Origin of the sequence: Massiliimalia massiliensis, assembly GCF_900155615.1 — a bacterium.
Taxonomy (GTDB): Bacteria; Bacillota; Clostridia; order Oscillospirales; family Ruminococcaceae; genus Massiliimalia; species Massiliimalia massiliensis.
The window spans coordinates 143,622-160,614 of sequence record NZ_FUHT01000003.1; the positions used below are offsets into that span (position 1 = coordinate 143,622).

Genomic DNA, 16,993 nt, shown 5'->3' on the forward strand with positions numbered 1-16,993 from the left:
GGTTTTTTACTTAGCTGAGTGCCTGGAGGCTTTCCAGAATCTTAGCCATTCTTTCCTCGGCGCGGGAGAGCTTTTCCCGTTCCTGCTCTACGATATTGGCAGGAGCCTTGGAAACAAATTTTTCATTGGAAAGCTTCCCGGAAAGCATTTTGATATCTTTTTCACAGCTTGCCTTTTCACGGTTTAAGCGTTCCAGCTCTTTTTCTTTATCAATCAGATCCTCCATTGGCAGGAAGATTCTCGCATCGTTAGTGATAACCTGAACCGCGCCGTCAATCATCCATTCTGATCCAACCTGCAGGTCGGAAGCGGAGGCGAGCTTTTCAAAGAACGGCTTGCAGCCGGCAAACAAATCCTGATAGTCGGTCGCAACATAAACAGCCGCTTTCCGGCTTGGCGGAACGTTCTTTTCCGCTCGGGCGTTGCGGATGCCTTTGATGGCGTCCATAATCCGTTCAAAATCTCTTTCCTCATCGACAAAGCTGAGGGAATCAAGATATTGCGGCCATGCGGAAACCATGATGCTTTCCGCATCATTCGGGATCGCCTGCCAGATTTCTTCTGTAATAAACGGCATGAACGGGTGGAGCAGCTTCAGGCAGTTTGCCATGATATAAACCAGGACCTTCTGGGCATTGACCGCGGTTTCTCCTCCGGCCTGAATTCTCGTTTTGGTCAGCTCAATATACCAGTCGCAGAGATAGTCCCAGATAAAGTCGTATACCTTGGAAGCCGCGATTCCGAGTTCAAATTTATCAAGGTTTTCCGTTACCTCTTTGACGAGATTGTTGTATTTGCTCAGAACCCATTTGTCCTCCAGAGTCAAAACGGCGGGCAGCTCGGGCCTGGTGATCTCGTCGGAAAGGTTCATTAAAATAAACCGGGTCGCGTTCCAGAGCTTGTTCGCGAAGTTCCGCGCCGCTTTTACCTTGTCTTCGGAATAACGCAGGTCATTTCCGGGGCTGTTGCCGCTCGCCAGCATATAGCGCAGCGCGTCGGCGCCGTATTCGTCGATGACCTCCAGAGGATCGATCCCGTTGCCGAGGGATTTGGACATCTTCCGGCCCTGCTCGTCCCGAACCAGCCCATGGATCAGTACAGTATTGAACGGAACCGTTCCGGTGTGCTCCACTGCGGAGAAGATCATCCGGGCAACCCAGAAGAAGATGATATCATAGCCAGTGACAAGGGTATTGGTCGGGTAAAAATATTTGAGGTCCTCTGTTCGTTCCGGCCAGCCAAGTGTGGAGAAAGGCCAGAGCGCAGAGGAAAACCAGGTGTCGAGCGTATCCTCATCCTGATGGAAGGAGGTGCAGCCGCATTTCGGACAGATGTGGGGTTCTTCCTTGGCGACGACAGTTTCGCCGCATTGGGCACAGTAATAAGCGGGAATTCGATGTCCCCACCAGAGCTGACGGGAAATACACCAGTCCTTGATGTTTTCCATCCAGTGATAATAAATCTTGTCAAAGCGTTCAGGGACAAATTTGGCTTCACCGCGTTTCACCGCTTCAATGGCGGGCTTTGCAAGCGGCTCCATCTTCACAAACCACTGTTTGGAAACACGGGGCTCTACTGTGGTAGAGCAGCGGTAGCATTCGCCGACGTTGTGGTCGTGATCCTCTACCTTTACCAGGTAGCCGCCCTCTTCCAGATCGGCGACAATCGCTTTTCGCGCTTCATACCGTTCCATGCCGGCATACTTTCCGCAGTCATCGGTCATGTGGGCGTCATCGGTCATCACGTTGATTACAGGCAGATTATGGCGCAGGCCGACCTCAAAGTCATTCGGGTCATGCGCCGGGGTGATCTTTACCACGCCGGTTCCGAATTCCATATCAACATAATCATCGGCGACAACCGGGATTTCCCGGCCGACCAGCGGCAGGGTCAGCGTTTTGCCCACCAGATGCCGGTATCGTTCATCCTCCGGATTTACCGCGACGGCAGTATCTCCGAGCATAGTTTCCGGGCGGGTGGTCGCAAGCTCCAGCCAACCGGAGCCGTCTGTTAAGGGATAGCGCAGATGCCAGAAATGGCCGTGCTGTTCGGAATATTCCACTTCAGCGTCAGAGATCGAGGTCAGGCAGTGCGGACACCAGTTGATGATTCGCTCACCCTGATAAATCAATCCTTTTTCATACAAACGGACAAATACTTCTTTTACCGCCTCCGAGCAGCCTTCATCCAGGGTAAAGCGTTCTCTCGACCAGTCGCAGGAAGAACCGAGCTTCTTGAGCTGTTCTACAATCCTTCCGCCATACTGGCGTTTCCAGTCCCAGGCGCGCTCCAAAAAGCCGTCGCGTCCCAAATCCTCCTTGCTGATCCCCTCTTTGCGCATTGCCTCTACAATTTTTGCTTCGGTTGCGATAGAAGCGTGGTCAGTGCCCGGCACCCAGAGCGCGGAATAGCCCTGGAGCCGTTTGTAACGGATCAGGATGTCCTGCAGCGTTTCATCCAGGGCGTGCCCCATATGAAGCTGTCCGGTAATATTGGGCGGCGGGATTACAATGGTATAGGGTTCTTTTTTTGGATCGGGCTCAGCCTTAAAATAGCCGCCGTCCTGCCAGAACTGATAGATACGGTCTTCAAATTCTTTTGGTGCATAAACTTTTTCCAATGTTTTTTTCATGAGGTTTCCTCCTGCTTGCAGTTTCGTCAGACTTCAGGCAAAATAAACATCCGCCCGAAGCACAGTGTGCTCAGGGCGGATGTGAAAAATCCGTGGTACCACCTGAATTCGGGGCGATTCTACCCCGCGCTCATCCACACCGGAACGCCTCCGATGTGATTCCCGTTAACGGCGGGCTTTCCGGCGTCGCTTACTCAGGAGTTCAGCGATACAGCTCCGAGGCTACCTTTGATTCTTCCGTCACGGAAACTTCCAGCACCCGTTTCCTCTCTTGGCTTCCGGTAAGAATCTACTCCTCCTCATCACAGCTTTTCTGTTTCAGATATTTTCTTAATTATATCATGAAGCGGATGGGCTTGCAAGGGGGCAAAACGGCGAAAACGGGGTGTTTGTCCCTCCGGGTTATTGTATATTATTTGCCTTTTCCCTTTTTCTGATGGTCAAGCGCGGCACCGATGCTAATGCCCAGAGCCATACCAATGGAGATTCCAATGGCAAGCTGGTCAAAAATAATTCCGAAAGCAACGCCAAAACAGAGACCAAGACTCGTGCCCATGGACAGGTAGTTTGTTTCTTCCTCTTTTTTCGGCTCGTTTTTTTCTTTCTGTACAGATTGGTTGTTTTCTTCTTGTTGCATCAGCAGAACTCCCCCGTTTTATTGTTGAAAAGATGACGCTTTTAGTTTTTCACCAAAAGCTGTTCCGCCAAAGCCGGGTCAGGCGTTACGTATACTGTTTGGTAATCAGTAAAGATCACCATGCCCGGTTTTGCGCCGTTCGGCTTTTTCACATACCGGACAAGGGTGTAATCCACCGGAACCTTAGCCGAATCCCGCGCCTTGGAATTGTAGGCGGCGATGACGGCCGCTTCCTCAATGGTGCGGTTTGGAATTTCCTTCCCGTCCGCCACCACGATGACATGCGAACCCGCAATCCGCTGCGTATGCAGCCAGAGATCGTAATTATGCGCCGTTTTTAGGGTTAGCTTATCGTTTTGACGGTTATTTCTCCCGCACAGGATGGTAAAGCCGTCGGACGACCGGTATTGAAGCGGAGGAAGGGGGCGGAGCATCTTGTTTTTGTTTCGATAGTTTTTCAGATACCCCTGCTCTGTCAGCTCCTCCCGGATTTCCAGCAGCTCGCTTTCCCCGGTTGTTCTGGTAACCGCGTCAAAGATGCTGTCCAGGTATATCAGCTCCTGCTCTGATTTGGCGATCAGCTCCAGCAGCTTTTCCTCGGCGGTTTTTGCCTTGCGGTATTCGGTATAGTATTTCTGGGCATTCTGCGCCGGGGTCAGGGCTTCGTCGAGCGGGATGGTAACCTCTGCGCAGTTCTCGTCATAGAAATTTTGCACTGTAACGAAACGGTCGCCCCTGCGGAAAGCCCACAGGTTTGCGTTTAGAAGGTCTCCGTAAATTTTATGGGTTTCCCGGTTTTCCGAGGCGGACAGTTCACGATGCTGGATATCCAGCTTTCTGGTAATCCGTTCTGTGGTATTCACCAGCAGTTTTAGCAGATCATGGGAGCGCTGCTTCATCCGCTCTACCCGGTCACGCTCGGAGAAAAAGTGGTCGAGCAGTTCGCCTGCCGTCGGATAGCTGGATTTTTGCAGGTAGGAGCCGTACTGTTCAATGGGGATTAGGGTAAAGTCCTTGGGCTTTCCTTTTTCGGAAACCATGGTGAATTGCTCTGTATGGCTTTGCACCCTCTCCCGGATCGCTTCAATCCGTTCAAACATCCGGTTCATCCGGAAGTTGGAAACCTCGTTTTTCATCAGATCGATTCCGCCGGTTGCATAGTAGGCGATCTCCCTTGAAAGGATAGGGGATACGCCGGAATAAACCTGCATAATCGCCTTTGCAAAATCCTGGTTTTTGGCAGCCTGAAACGCTGCTGACGCTTCCTCCCGGGTCGCGGTAAAAAAGTTCAGCTTGTCCTGCGCTGGCGGAAGCGTGTATTTCATGCCGGGCAGAATCGGGCGGACGCTGGACATTTCGTCGGTGATCCGCTTGACCGCGTCGATGATTTTGCCCTCCTGGTTGATCAGGATAATATTGGAGTGCCGTCCCATGATTTCCACTGCAATGGTCATAACCACCAGATCGCCCAGTTCGTTTACTGTTTCAAAATCCAAAAACAGGATTCGGTCACTTCCGAGCTGACGAAGTGCGACAAGCTTTGCGGTGCTGAGATGTTTGCGCAGAAGCATACAGAACATCGGCGGGGATTTGGGATTTTCCAGTTGGATGGTGGTGAAGTGAAGGCGCGGGCTGTTTGCCGATGCGCTCATCAGTAATTTGACACTTCCGCCCCTGAACCGCAGAGTGATTATAATTTCCTCTTTCGAGGGCTGATAAATTCGGTCTACCCGGCTGTTTAACGCTTTTTCCTCGATTTCATGCCGGATAGAAGCAAGAAAGATTCCATCTAATGCCACGTTTGTTCTCCTCTTTGATCGTGATAGAATCAAAACGGGCGGGATGAATCCCCACCCGTTTTCCTTATACTACCTTGACAATATTTTCTGTACTCAATAAAATTGGCTGGAAGCCGCAAAATGTTTCAATCCGTTTTCCGAGAGATTCAAAGATTACGTTTTCGGAATCAAAATGATTTGCCTCAATCAGGTTGACACCGAGGTTTTTGGCCTCGATAAACAGATCCAGTTTTAGATCTCCGGTAATAAAGGTATCGATGTCGCATGCCATCACTTCCCGGAACATTCCGGCACCGCAGCCGGAAATATAAGCGACCTTTTGAGCCGGTTTTCCGCAGTCTAGATAACGCACACTCTGCGCGCCAAGCGAAGCCTTGATGAGCTTTGCATATTCCGGTACCGGCAGAGGGCTTTCCAGATTCCCAATCCGTCCCAGGTCGTCCAGGCAGAGGGGGGAAGCAACGTTCTGAAGATGGTAATATTCTGCCAGAACAGTGTTGATTCCAAACTGCGCCTTATCGAGATTGGTATGCGCGCTGATAACCGAGATTCCATTGCGGATCAGGCGGTATACCGGATGGTTGGCGCAGATCCGTTTCATTGCGTTGAAGATGACCGGATGGTGGGTCAGAATCAGATTGATTCCTTTATCCAATGCCTTATCAATAATTTCGTTAGTGATGTCCAGTGCCATCCCGATTTTGGTGACCTCCTGCTCCATATCGCCTACAATCAGGCCGCAGTTGTCAAAGTCCTCCGCCCGTTCGAACGGTGCGAATTCGTCCATAAACCGGTAAATATCTTTTACCTTCATGTAACCACTTCTTTCTTCTATCAATCCAAATGATGTTCTGTTTTTTCCGCCGGACAAATCTCCTGAGAGCCGGCGCTGCCGTGATATAAACGCCGATGCTTCAGCAGGAGGGATTGCATTCCGATGATAGCGTCTCGGACATACGGGAGATTTTCCAATTTTGCCTTTGCAAAACGGCGGGCCTGCTTTTGGCGCCGGGGGAAACTCCCTGGAGTAAATGTTTTATTTGCTCCATTATAACACGTTTCTAGCCGTTTGGCAAAAAACGCCTGATTTGCTCCGCCAAGCGTTGATACTGCTCAGCCATATCCTTGACCGAGGCGGAACGGCGGTAACCGGCTGCAATTTTTTCCAGCCGTTTTGCTTGATAGAGCAGGTAGCCGTCCCGGTCGGGACAATTACTCTCCGGGATTTTCCCGATCAGGGCAAAGAGCTCGTCAGCCGGGTTTGGCCTGCCGCACCACCTGCACAGCAGCACAGTATAATAATGCCCCTTTTCAAAGACCGGTTTTTCCTGCAGGATTTCATATCCCTGCGCACAGAGGGTTTCCCGCAGGTAGGGAATCTGCGTCATGGGCTGAAGAATCAGGTGCTTTTCAGCGCTGCGAAGCCAGGGACAGCCCAGCACGATTCGGCAGATCAGTTCACCGCCCATTCCGGCAATGACAATGTCGTCCGCCTCCTGTTCTGATATCTGTGCAAGCCCGTCGGACAGTACCGTACGGATAGAAGAACCGAGTCCCTGTTCTGTAATATGCTTTCGGGCGGAGGCAAGCGGCCGCTCATTTACGTCCGCGGCGATGACCTGGGATGTGATCCCGTTTTTGACCAGATAGCAGGGCAGATAGGCGTGGTCCGTTCCCACATCGCAGACCTTTGTACCTGGGCGAACCAGTTCAGCGCAGGCGGTTAACCGAAGATCGAGCAAATAAAATCATCCTTTTTGTGTTTGTTCTTTATATTTTTTTACCTCTTTTTGGGTACGAAGAGCACAATAGGTGGTTAAAAACTGCAATACCGTGATGCCCGCCAGCGCAGCCACATAGCCGATAGAGGTTTTTGGAATGAGCAGCAATGCAATCAGCCCTACCGCCCGGCCGGCTGCGCGAACCAGTTCGGACATGCCGAGAAATTCACTGCGTCGGATATAGCCGTCCGGCATGGTGGAAATGACCAGGAAGTCTATTGACGTCGCGGGATTCATCAGGAGTACAATGAAAAATGCATTGATGATACTGAATAAAAAGATGGTACCCGCGCTCATGTGGATCGCCAGAGGAAGGAGCGCGACCGTCAGTACACAGGTGGTGACAAACATGGTCTTGATCCGGTTTTGAGCGTTTACAAGCTTTCCGCATAAAAACTGGGAAAAGATCGCCATAAATCCAACCAGCAGTGCATTCAGCCCGACTAAAGCCTCGCTTTTGACATATTCATAGAGCAGCACGTTCAAAAAGAAGCCAAACACACCGTCTCGGACACTGCGCAAAAAGATTTGGGAGTAGTCAAAAAACCAGCAGGAATTGGTGAGAATCTGTTTGAAGCAATAAAAATAATGCGTTTTGTTCCGCTCCGGTTCAACTCTCGGCAGACGGGTGAACAGTGCGATGGATGCCGCGGAAACCAGAAATGCACAGGCAAACATAATATTATAACCGGTAAACCCTTCAAACAGGTCGATTACAGCACCGGAGATCGCCGGAACAGCAAGCGCGATAATGCTGGCAAAAACGCCGATAAAGGAGATAGAGATTTCCCGGGTATCGTCCTCGGAATAAAAGGAAATGGCGTTGAGATATGTATACCAGAAAAAGCCGCCGCCAAAACCGATCAGAATGGCGAGTGGGATCATGAACACCGCGATTTCGTCCATGAAGAAAAGGAAAATACCATAAGCGACGACATGGCAGCCGATCCCCAAAAAGGTGATATACTTGAGATCAAGCCGCTTAATGATCATTCCGCCCAGAAGCATTCCGAATCCTGAGCAGAAGTAGCTGATCATATTATAGTAAATGGTAATATTGACGTCATCTGAAACACGCATCAGAAGGATGTTCACAAAAACTGAATGGATGTTGATGGCAATCACAAAGCATAGGTGAGATACGGCGAAATTTAAAAACTGGCTGTTGAGCCGGTCAATTCCAAAAAAGGCAATCAGGCTGTTTTTGATTTTAGCGGCAGTGATTTTCATGATGCATGCCTCCAGACGGAGAAATTAAATTTTGATTGGAAAGAAAAACAGGGCTTGACAAGAATCGTCCGAAACAAAGTTCGGACGATTCTTTTTCACAATTCGATTATGCGAGATGCTTGTTCAAAGCTTCGATTAGCTCATTGACATCAATCCCATGAACCTCGCAAGCCTGTTCGATGCTTTCGCCGCGGGCCGCCGGGCAGCCTAAGCAGTGCATCCCTGCCTCCAGAAAGCATTCTGCGGTTGTGCCGTCATAATCAAGGATATCACCGATCAAGGAATCTTTTGTTACTGTAAAGGCCATTTTATCAACCATCCTTTCTTCCTTAGTGAAGACGCTGCGTCTTCTGTGCAGAAGGCAAAAATCGGTTTGAAAAGGGAATAAGCCCACAGGATAGGAGCCGTTTTGCTTCTGCGTCTATTACGGTTTTATTATAACCATAAAAAATGGTGAATGCAATAGGATTCCTTAAAAAAACAAAACGTCATTTTCACGAATTTTAAATTGATTCTTTTGCTATTTTAACAACGGTTTTACTCATTGACTTGTCCTCTCAATAGGTGTATACTGAGACTGCGAGCAGGCTGGGCGGCAGCGCAGGCGTTTGCGCCTGTGAGGAAAGTCCGGGCATCATAGGACAGGATAGCTGCTAACGGCAGCCGGAGGCGACTCTAGGGCTAGTGCAACAGAAAGAAACCGCCATGAAAATGGTAAGGATGGAAAGGCGAGGTAAGAGCTCACCAGCATACGGGAGACCGTATGGCTCTGTAAACCCTATCCGATGCAACACCGAGCGGGATGTTATCGTTGGTCCGGCGGTCCCAAAAGGTGGCACCGAGCATCTGCGGCGACGCGATGCCAAGATAGATTGCCGCATAGACAGAACCCGGCTTATAGGCTTGGTCGCATGTTTTACAACAAAACAGATTATACATGTAGTAGCAATACCTGTATAATCTGTTTTTGCTTTTTAGGGCAGGTGAACACATCGGAAAATTTTGGGATTGTTTGTGAAAAAACTGTGTATAAAAAGCTTCTGGATTTATCAATCTCTACAAGTTTTAACCCATGTTTTACCGGAATATTACACAATGATACAAACCGTTAATTTGAAAGCTTTACAGTAAAATTTCGGTATGCTATGATTACAATTATTAGTGAAGAAAAAAGGATAGAAAAGGACTGGGAAAATACCATACTATTTGATGGAGATGGAGGATACATGTTTACGTCTACCAAGAAGAGAATTATTTGTGCATCGATCATCAGTATTGTCTTGATGGCATTGGTTGCGCTGGACTACAAGGCCTTCTTTGATATCGAAGGCTCATATGGCGTTGCGCTGTTTGTATGCGCTATGCTGCTGTGCCTTCTGTTTGGCGCAGTGCTTGCGGTAAAATTTAACTTTAATGAGAAATGGGAAAAGCGCTATGCGATGATTTACCTGTTTGCAGGCCCCTTTGTCACGCTGACGCTGGTGGAATGCTTGGGAAACAACTTTGTCTATGATTTTTCCCCGATTGCGTTTATCTCAAACTATCTGGTTTATCTGCTCCTATACGGTGTTTTCTACGCGTTTACCAACCGGATTGGAATTGCCGGAATCATCGTCAGCGTGATTTTGACGGTGTTCGGCCTGGTAAACCATTTCGTCCTGAATTTTCGCGGCACGCCGTTTGTCCCGTTGGACTTTTTGGGAATTGGGACTGCGGCTAACGTTGCAAAGAACTACGACTTTACACCAACCTGCCAGATGGTCATTTCCGGGCTGATGCTCGCTGTTATGATCCTGCTGGGCGTAAGGGTAAAATATAAGAATAAAGTAAAACGGAAAGCGGCAATGCGCAGCGTCTATACTCTAGCTACCTTTGCAGCAGTGATTTTTGTATTCTACGGCACTCCTTTTCTCAGCAGCTTGAATATTACCGCGAACCTCTGGAACCAGCTCAGTGGATATCAGCAGCAGGGGAGCGTAGTCAGCTTTTGGCTGAATACCAAAACGCTCTTTGTCAACCAGCCTGCTGAGTATTCGGCGGAAAAGGTTGAGGAAATTGCAAATCAAACGACGGATACCGTAGAAAAGACAGAAGCCGGAGAATCGGCAGGCCAGAGCGGCAAAAAGCCGAATATTATCGCGATTATGAATGAAACCTGGTCTGATCTGAGTGTGGTTGGAAATGGCTTTGAAGCAAGCGAGGATCCGCTGCCGTTTTATCACTCCCTGACCGAAAACACTATTAAAGGAAACCTTTATGTTTCGATTTATGGCAATGGGACGAGCAACTCGGAGTTTGAATTTTTGACCGGAAATACGCTGGCTTTCCTGCCGAGCGGCTGCAATGCCTATGAACAGTACATAAGGGAAGAGACATCATCCTTGGTTTCCACCCTGGCGGAGCAGGGCTATTCCAGAACGGCTGTCCATCCCTACTTTGGAAACGGCTGGAACCGGGATACTGTTTATCCACTGCTCGGATTTGAGCACTTTTATGATATCGACTATTTCAGCCAGAATAACCTGATGCGCCGCTATGTCAGTGACAGCGACAACTACAAAAAGGTAATCGAGCTCTTTGAAAACCGGAACGAGGAGGAACCCTTCTTCCTGTTTAACGTTACCATGCAAAACCATGGAGGCTACGATACCCAGTACTATAACTTCCCTGAAACAGTCACCCTTCCTGGAGACACAGAGGGGAAATATCCGAAAACACAGCAGTATCTCTCTCTGATGAAGGAAACAGACAAGGCCTTTGAGGAACTGGTAGAATATTTCAGCAATGTGGATGAGCCGACGATTATTGTGATGTTCGGCGACCATCAGGCGAAGATTGAACAGGAATTCTATGAGGACGTCCTGTTTGGCGGCAAATCTATTTCCGATCTTTCAATTGAAGAAAACCAGCAGCGGTATATCACCCCGTTTGTTATCTGGGCAAATTATGACATAGAGGAACAGTACATTGATAAGATCAGCGCAAATTACCTCTCGTCCCTGGTGCTTGAAACTGCCGGTCTGGAAATGACTCCTTATAATAAGTATCTCACAAGCCTGTATGAAGAATTGCCGGTGATTAACGCGGTGGGATATATTGATAAAAACGGAACCTATTACGATTATAAGGATGATTCGCAGTATAGCAGCATGCTGGAGGATTACAAAATCCTGCAATACAACAACATGTTTGATAAAACAGATAAGCAGGATGACGTTTTCTCATTGGGAGGCGCCAAAACGCCCTTTGACGCGGCGCTGAACTTCCCTAAATTATGCGCGTTCAATTTTTCGCGGACCTTTGCATAAAAGCCTTAAATTCCTGGGAATAAATTCCCAGGAATTTTTTTATAGAAAGCACTTGACAAACAGATTATGTAAATATATACTGTATATAAACGATATATACAGTATATATTGATTGGAGGAACCAGATTGGAAATCATCATCAGCAATGGAAGTTCCAAGCCGATCTATGAACAGATCACTGCGCAGATTAAAAACATGATTATGAGCGGGGAACTTCAGGAAGGGAGTATGCTGCCAAGCATGCGGCTTCTTGCAAAGGAGCTGCGGATCAGCGTCATTACGACAAAGCGCGCTTATGCTGACCTTGAACGGGACGGATTTATTGAAACTGTTGCAGGAAAGGGGAGCTTTGTCGCCAAAAAGAATGTGGAGTTTATCAGGGAAGAGCAGCTAAGACAGGCGGAGGAACACCTTCAGAAGGCAGTGGATCTGGCCAGGAGCGGTGGAATCACCTGCGAAGAACTCGGTGAAATACTGAATATGTTATACAGAGGAGAATCATCATGAGCAAAGATGCAATTCGAGTGGAGCACTTGACGAAACACTATCCGGATTTTACGCTGGATGATATCAATTTCACGGTACCAACGGGAAGCATTGTTGGCTTTGTAGGGGAAAACGGCGCCGGAAAAACAACGACGATCAAATCGATTCTGGGGATCATTCAGAGCAAGGGGAACGTAGAAATCCTCGGGATGGATGCCCATGAGCAGGAACAGGAAATGAAGGAACAGATCGGCGTTGTCTTTGATGAGAACCATTTCCATGAATGCTTTAAGGCGAAACAGATTGATACGATTATGAAGCAGATGTACCGCAATTGGGATACCGCGCTGTTCACACAATACCTCAGAACATTCCAGCTTCCCAGCGGCAAGACTATTAAGGAATTTTCACGCGGGATGAAAATGAAGCTGGCTATTGCCGTTGCCCTTGCGCATCATCCGAAGCTGCTGGTTCTTGATGAGGCGACGAGCGGACTTGATCCGATTGTACGGGAAGAAATCCTGGATATTTTTCTGGATTTTATCCAGGATGAGAACCATTCCATCTTTTTTTCTTCCCACATTACAAGCGACCTGGATAAAATTGCAGACTATATTATTTTTATCCACAATGGGAAGATTGTATTTAACAAGGAAAAGCAGGAATTGGTGGAAACGAGCGGAATCCTGAAATGCGGGAAAGATATTTTTAATTCGCTGCCCAAGACGGAGATTATCCGTTACCGGCAGAACGGATTTGGTTATGAGGTGCTGGTAAACCGCGTGCATCCGCTTTTCCGGAATCATCCCGACTGGGTGGTTGACCCGGCCTCCATTGAAGATATCATGCTGTTTATGGTGCGCGGGAAAATGGCATAGAGAAAGGAATGAATAGCAATCATGAAAGCGTTAATGTTAAACGATCTGTTTGCCCTGAAGAAAACCTTGATTTATATCTGTGTGTTTCTGACGGTGTATGCTGTCATCTTTACTGATCTGATCGGGACAGAGTTTATTACGGGTTTTATTATTGTGATGGTAACGATGATGGTATCCTCGGCAGTTATCGCGGAGGATATGGTGAAATGGAATATGTACGCGCTGACCATGCCGGTAACGCGCAGGATTATGGTGAAGGAAAAATATTTCCTGTCGATTCTATTTAATGTTTGTGGTATTCTGCTGGCTAGCCTGTATGGTCTGGTAATCGACATGCTCAATCACCAGTTTGACCTTGCCTCTTACGGAGCACTGATTACCGCCATTTTATCTGTCGCGCTCATTCTAAACAGTATTCTGCTTCCGGTTTTATTCCACTTCGGCGGAGAAAAAGCAAAGTATATTATGATTGGCATCTATGGGATTCCGATGGGCGGTCTGGCTTTGCTGGGCAGTTTGGGATATCTGGATGGAGCAGATCAGATCATTGCAGACTATGGACAACTTTTGCTGATCGGGCTTGCGGCACTGGGAATTATTTTAACAGTAGTTTCCTATTTTGTATCTCAGCGCATCTATGCGAAAAAGGAATGGTAAAATCTACTGTTTTTGTAACCGTTTTCGGATAAAAGAGTGAAAAAATGTAACCATTTATTTTGGAAAGTAACAAGGCTATTACAATTGCTATACAATCTCCGTTTCTCTCTTGTACTTTGTCTTCTTGACGATATAATAAAAGTATAGAGAAAGAATAAAGGGGTGTTGTATATGAAGAAAATGGTAGTGAGCTTAACAGCGTTTGCAGCAGCATTTATTGTCGCTCTCTGTTCCTGCGGTTCAAATGGCAGCACCGCTGACATAGAGTCCCAGCCGACTGCCGTAGCAGTTGGCTACAGCTTAAAGCAAATGTCCTTAAAGATAGATTCCAACGTGGTTGCACAGCAGGAAATCGGTTATCAGGACGCAGCGATTAATGGTACAGCAACAGAGCTCTTTGCGGGACAGAACGGCAAGCAGGTGTCTGCGCTGTATTTGCAGGCTTTTTATCAGAAGGATTTGGGAAACAGTGAAATCCTGATTGGCACCCAGACCTATTCAAAGGAAGAGCTTGCCTCGAGTTTGGTATATGAGGATCAAAATATCGTAGTTTATGACATTTCGAACTTTATTTATCAGGATACGATGAGTGCACGGATTGAGGCGGCCGGCTTAAACAGCTCGGAAAGCTTTGAGGAGACGCTCAATGACTGCGTTAGCAGGGTTGACACTCTGATCGTTAAGGCTTCCAATGCGAAACAGCCGTCAAACGCTGCTCCAGAACATGCGGATGAGCACGAAATCGAGTTATAAGTTTATAAAAAGGATGCAGTGTCTGCTGCATCCTTTTTTATTTTTTAGATAGCGAAATCAATTGAAATATAGTATAATAGAAGCAAATAAAAAGCAGGGAAGTCTGGGAGACGTATGCCAAAATTTTTTTGTGAGGAAAAAGATGAAAAAAACCTGTATATTACAGGAGAAGATGCAAAACATATTAGCCGGGTACTCCGAATGCAGGAGGGCGATCCCCTCTTTGCCTGTATGGATGGGTATGATTATGAGGGAACGATAACCTCCCTTGAGGACGGCTGTGTGACAATCAGAATCATAAGCCAAAATCCGAATGAAAGCGAGCCGTCTGTAAATGCAACCCTCTATCAGGCGATGCCCAAAGGCGAAAAATTTGACTTAATTGTACAGAAGGCAGTGGAGCTGGGTATCACAAGAATCGTGCCGGTTCTGACAAAGCGCTGTGTGTCCCGTCCGGATCAAAAGGCCATGGACAAGAAACTGACCCGATGGCAGAGAATTGCAAAGGAAGCGGCAAAGCAGTCAGGAAGAGGAATTATTCCTCGGGTTGACCCGATGGTATCTTATAGGGAGGCGTTGGAACAGCTTTCCGGGCATGAGACGGCGTTGCTCTTCTATGAGGGCGGCGGACAGCGAATAAACGATATTCTGCAGCCGGGTTATAAAGACATCGGGCTGATGGTTGGTTCGGAGGGCGGCTTTGAAGACAGTGAGATCGAGCTGGCTGTACAAATGGGAATCCCGCGCGCCACGCTTGGCAGGCTGATACTGCGGTGTGAAACAGCACCGTTGGCAGCATTGGCAATTATTATGAATTTAACACAAAATATTTAAGAAACTGGACTTGTTAAATTCATAAAGGTGGTATATAATGAATCTATAAGGATTCATCCAAAAAGGATGCGACTGAATTGATGGAGAATATGGATTGGAGTGTTGACAATGAAAAAGAAATCTCCGTGGAAGGCAATAGCAATCATCACTGCAATTGTTGGGGCTGTTGTTGCTGTAGCAAGCTACTTGAAAAGAAAAAGCCAGAAAATTAGCGAGGAGTTAGACTTTGACAACTCCATGTATTTTGAAGATGATTCCTCGATGACATATGATGACGAAGAGGATCATTCGGAAACAGAAGCTTCTGCAATGGAAGCTGATGATGCCTCTGAAGAAGCAGTTGGTGTTGGCGAGTCGGAAGAAATAGACAAAAACGGAGAATAGTTTGCCTGTTTTTTCTAATTATCGTAGAAATTGTCGGTGATGGGAAACAAGACTTGCTTTTTTGAATAAAATATAGTATAATGATTAAGCGTTCCAAAAAGGACGCTTAATCAAATATCGCGGGATGGAGCAGTTCGGTAGCTCGTCGGGCTCATAACCCGAAGGTCGGAGGTTCAAATCCTCCTCCCGCAACCAATGTTTATGCGCCAATATTTGCGGAGGAACCGTTAATGTTGGCGTATAATTTATATCCGGGAGCAGTGTTGCAATAGAGGAACCCAAGAAGGGTGCTCAGCATGCCAAGAAGGCTGCGTTTTCTGTGCTGCCGGAAGAAAAGCAGCAAAGAGTATGATAGAGATATGCCAGAAGGCGTATTATCCTGAAGAATCAGGATGATATGCCTCTATTTTTTTGTTCAGATGGATAGGGGTAAAATAGAATAGAAAGAGGTATCATTTGAATGAAAAAGATTTTAGCAATCATTTTTGCGGTTATGATGGCGGTGTCTGTCGCCGCGTGCCAGGAGAATTCTGACGGGACTGCTTCTGGCGGATCTGAGATGGCGTCTACCCCGGTTCGGACAGTGACTGATCTGTTAGGACGGGAGGTGGCAATCCCGGAGCAGATTAACCGCGTTGCGGCAATTAATTCTGCGGCCCGGATGCTGACCTATGCGGGGGCGGCAGACAAGCTGGTGGGCTGTACTGATATGGATAAAGAAGCCCAGGCGGGAATGCCCTATACCTATGTTAATGCGGACCGGTTTTCTTCGTTGGCCTCTGTGGGCTCCGGCGGCTCTAGTGATACGGTTTATACAGAGGAACTGGTAACCCTTGCTCCTGATTTGATCTTCGCCTTTACGACTGACACGGAGCTGTTGGATGAGGTTCAGGCTCAGACCGGGATACCGGTTGTCGGGCTTTATGCAAAAGAGATTTTTGACGAGAGCTTTTATCAGACGCTGGAATTGGCCGGTTCTATTATGGGGACAGAAGAACACTGCGCACAGATCGTTTCCAGCATGAAGGAATGGCAGCAGGATTTGCAGGATAGAACAAGGGATATCCCGGAGGAGGAGAAGCCATCCGTCTATTCCGGAGCAGTCAGCTTTAAGGGAGGACATGGCTTCGAGGGTACCTATGGAGCATACCCGCCGTTTGTGGCAGTCAATGCGAACAATGTAGTAGACAGTACCGGAAAAACCGGCTCTATGCTAATTGACCTGGAGAAGGTCACAGTTTGGGATCCCGACATTATCTTCCTTAATCCGCTGAATATGAATCTCGTGAATGAAGATTATGAGAAAAATGCTGCCTTTTACGACAATTTAACTGCGGTCAAAGAGGGCCGGGTTTATACGCAGGTAGCCTTTAATTATAATTCCTGCAATATGGAAATCGCGATGGCCGACGCTTATTATGCAGGTACTGTTATCTATCCGGAGGCGTTTTCAGACGTGGACTTTGAGGAGAAAGCAGAGGAAATCTTCCGGGTTATGCTGGGACAGGATTATTTAAAGGTGCTTGAAGAGGCCGGTATTGGCTTCGGAGAACTGACGATCGGGAAATAGCCTGGGCCGGGAAATGGCAACAGAGATATCGCCGCCATTTTGGA

General features: G+C 47.6%; 15 protein-coding genes, 1 tRNA gene, 1 other RNA gene and 1 other annotated feature. Of the genes, 10 read left to right on the plus strand and 7 right to left on the minus strand.

All coding sequences use genetic code 11. The features are described from left to right. Nucleotides 1-10 precede the first annotated feature (10 nt). From CZ360_RS04720 to CZ360_RS04750, 7 genes are all read right to left on the minus strand, one after another. Entirely contained in the window at nucleotides 11-2,632 is a 2,622-nt protein-coding gene (locus CZ360_RS04720; protein ID WP_077533062.1) for a valine--tRNA ligase, read from the minus strand. Between the two features lie 68 nt (nucleotides 2,633-2,700). Then, nucleotides 2,701-2,947, minus strand: a binding site (T-box leader). A 188-nt stretch (nucleotides 2,948-3,135) separates the two neighbouring features. Continuing rightward, nucleotides 3,136-3,303 carry a cation-transporting P-type ATPase gene (locus CZ360_RS14350; RefSeq protein ID WP_077533752.1) on the minus strand — a complete coding sequence of 56 codons (168 nt, stop codon included), beginning with the start codon at nucleotides 3,301-3,303 and terminating at the stop codon, nucleotides 3,136-3,138. A 7-nt stretch (nucleotides 3,304-3,310) separates the two neighbouring features. Next, nucleotides 3,311-5,068 carry an Rqc2 family fibronectin-binding protein gene (locus CZ360_RS04730; RefSeq protein ID WP_077533063.1) on the minus strand — a complete coding sequence of 586 codons (1,758 nt, stop codon included), beginning with the start codon at nucleotides 5,066-5,068 and terminating at the stop codon, nucleotides 3,311-3,313. Between the two features lie 64 nt (nucleotides 5,069-5,132). Further along, nucleotides 5,133-5,882: a Nif3-like dinuclear metal center hexameric protein gene (locus tag CZ360_RS04735; protein WP_077533064.1), complete on the minus strand. Its 750-nt coding sequence runs from the start codon at nucleotides 5,880-5,882 to the stop codon at nucleotides 5,133-5,135. Nucleotides 5,883-6,129: 247 nt separating this feature from the next. After that, nucleotides 6,130-6,810, minus strand: coding sequence for a class I SAM-dependent methyltransferase (locus CZ360_RS04740; RefSeq protein ID WP_077533065.1), 681 nt, complete (start codon nucleotides 6,808-6,810; stop codon nucleotides 6,130-6,132). A gap of 6 nt (nucleotides 6,811-6,816) precedes the next feature. After that, entirely contained in the window at nucleotides 6,817-8,079 is a 1,263-nt protein-coding gene (locus CZ360_RS04745; protein ID WP_077533066.1) for an MFS transporter, read from the minus strand. A gap of 106 nt (nucleotides 8,080-8,185) precedes the next feature. Next, a complete protein-coding gene (locus CZ360_RS04750; RefSeq protein WP_077533067.1) occupies nucleotides 8,186-8,386 on the minus strand; it encodes a DUF1858 domain-containing protein in 201 nt (66 codons plus the stop codon). A 273-nt stretch (nucleotides 8,387-8,659) separates the two neighbouring features. Here CZ360_RS04750 and rnpB point away from each other — a divergent pair. The 10 genes from rnpB (at nucleotide 8,660) to CZ360_RS04800 (ending at nucleotide 16,949) form a co-directional block, all read left to right on the plus strand. Next, an RNA gene (gene rnpB, locus CZ360_RS04755) (RNase P RNA component class A) lies at nucleotides 8,660-8,993 on the plus strand. Nucleotides 8,994-9,305: 312 nt separating this feature from the next. After that, nucleotides 9,306-11,387 (plus strand): LTA synthase family protein, encoded by a 2,082-nt coding sequence (locus CZ360_RS04760; protein WP_159438107.1) that lies wholly within the window; start codon nucleotides 9,306-9,308, stop codon nucleotides 11,385-11,387. Nucleotides 11,388-11,513: 126 nt separating this feature from the next. Continuing rightward, nucleotides 11,514-11,894: a GntR family transcriptional regulator gene (locus tag CZ360_RS04765; RefSeq protein WP_077533069.1), complete on the plus strand. Its 381-nt coding sequence runs from the start codon at nucleotides 11,514-11,516 to the stop codon at nucleotides 11,892-11,894. After that, nucleotides 11,891-12,751: an ABC transporter ATP-binding protein gene (locus tag CZ360_RS04770; RefSeq protein WP_077533070.1), complete on the plus strand. Its 861-nt coding sequence runs from the start codon at nucleotides 11,891-11,893 to the stop codon at nucleotides 12,749-12,751. The genes CZ360_RS04765 and CZ360_RS04770 overlap by 4 nt, the downstream gene beginning before the upstream one ends. A 21-nt stretch (nucleotides 12,752-12,772) precedes the next feature. After that, entirely contained in the window at nucleotides 12,773-13,408 is a 636-nt protein-coding gene (locus CZ360_RS04775; RefSeq protein WP_077533071.1) for an ABC-2 transporter permease, read from the plus strand. 171 nt (nucleotides 13,409-13,579) lie between these two features. Next, nucleotides 13,580-14,161: a hypothetical protein gene (locus CZ360_RS04780; protein WP_077533072.1), complete on the plus strand. Its 582-nt coding sequence runs from the start codon at nucleotides 13,580-13,582 to the stop codon at nucleotides 14,159-14,161. Nucleotides 14,162-14,275: 114 nt separating this feature from the next. After that, nucleotides 14,276-14,995, plus strand: coding sequence for a 16S rRNA (uracil(1498)-N(3))-methyltransferase (locus tag CZ360_RS04785; protein WP_077533073.1), 720 nt, complete (start codon nucleotides 14,276-14,278; stop codon nucleotides 14,993-14,995). A gap of 108 nt (nucleotides 14,996-15,103) precedes the next feature. Next, entirely contained in the window at nucleotides 15,104-15,379 is a 276-nt protein-coding gene (locus CZ360_RS04790) for a hypothetical protein (RefSeq protein ID WP_143530153.1), read from the plus strand. A 118-nt stretch (nucleotides 15,380-15,497) separates the two neighbouring features. Continuing rightward, nucleotides 15,498-15,574 (plus strand) — tRNA-Met (locus CZ360_RS04795). 265 nt (nucleotides 15,575-15,839) lie between these two features. Beyond that, nucleotides 15,840-16,949 (plus strand): iron ABC transporter substrate-binding protein, encoded by a 1,110-nt coding sequence (locus tag CZ360_RS04800; RefSeq protein ID WP_077533075.1) that lies wholly within the window; start codon nucleotides 15,840-15,842, stop codon nucleotides 16,947-16,949. Nucleotides 16,950-16,993 lie beyond the last annotated feature (44 nt).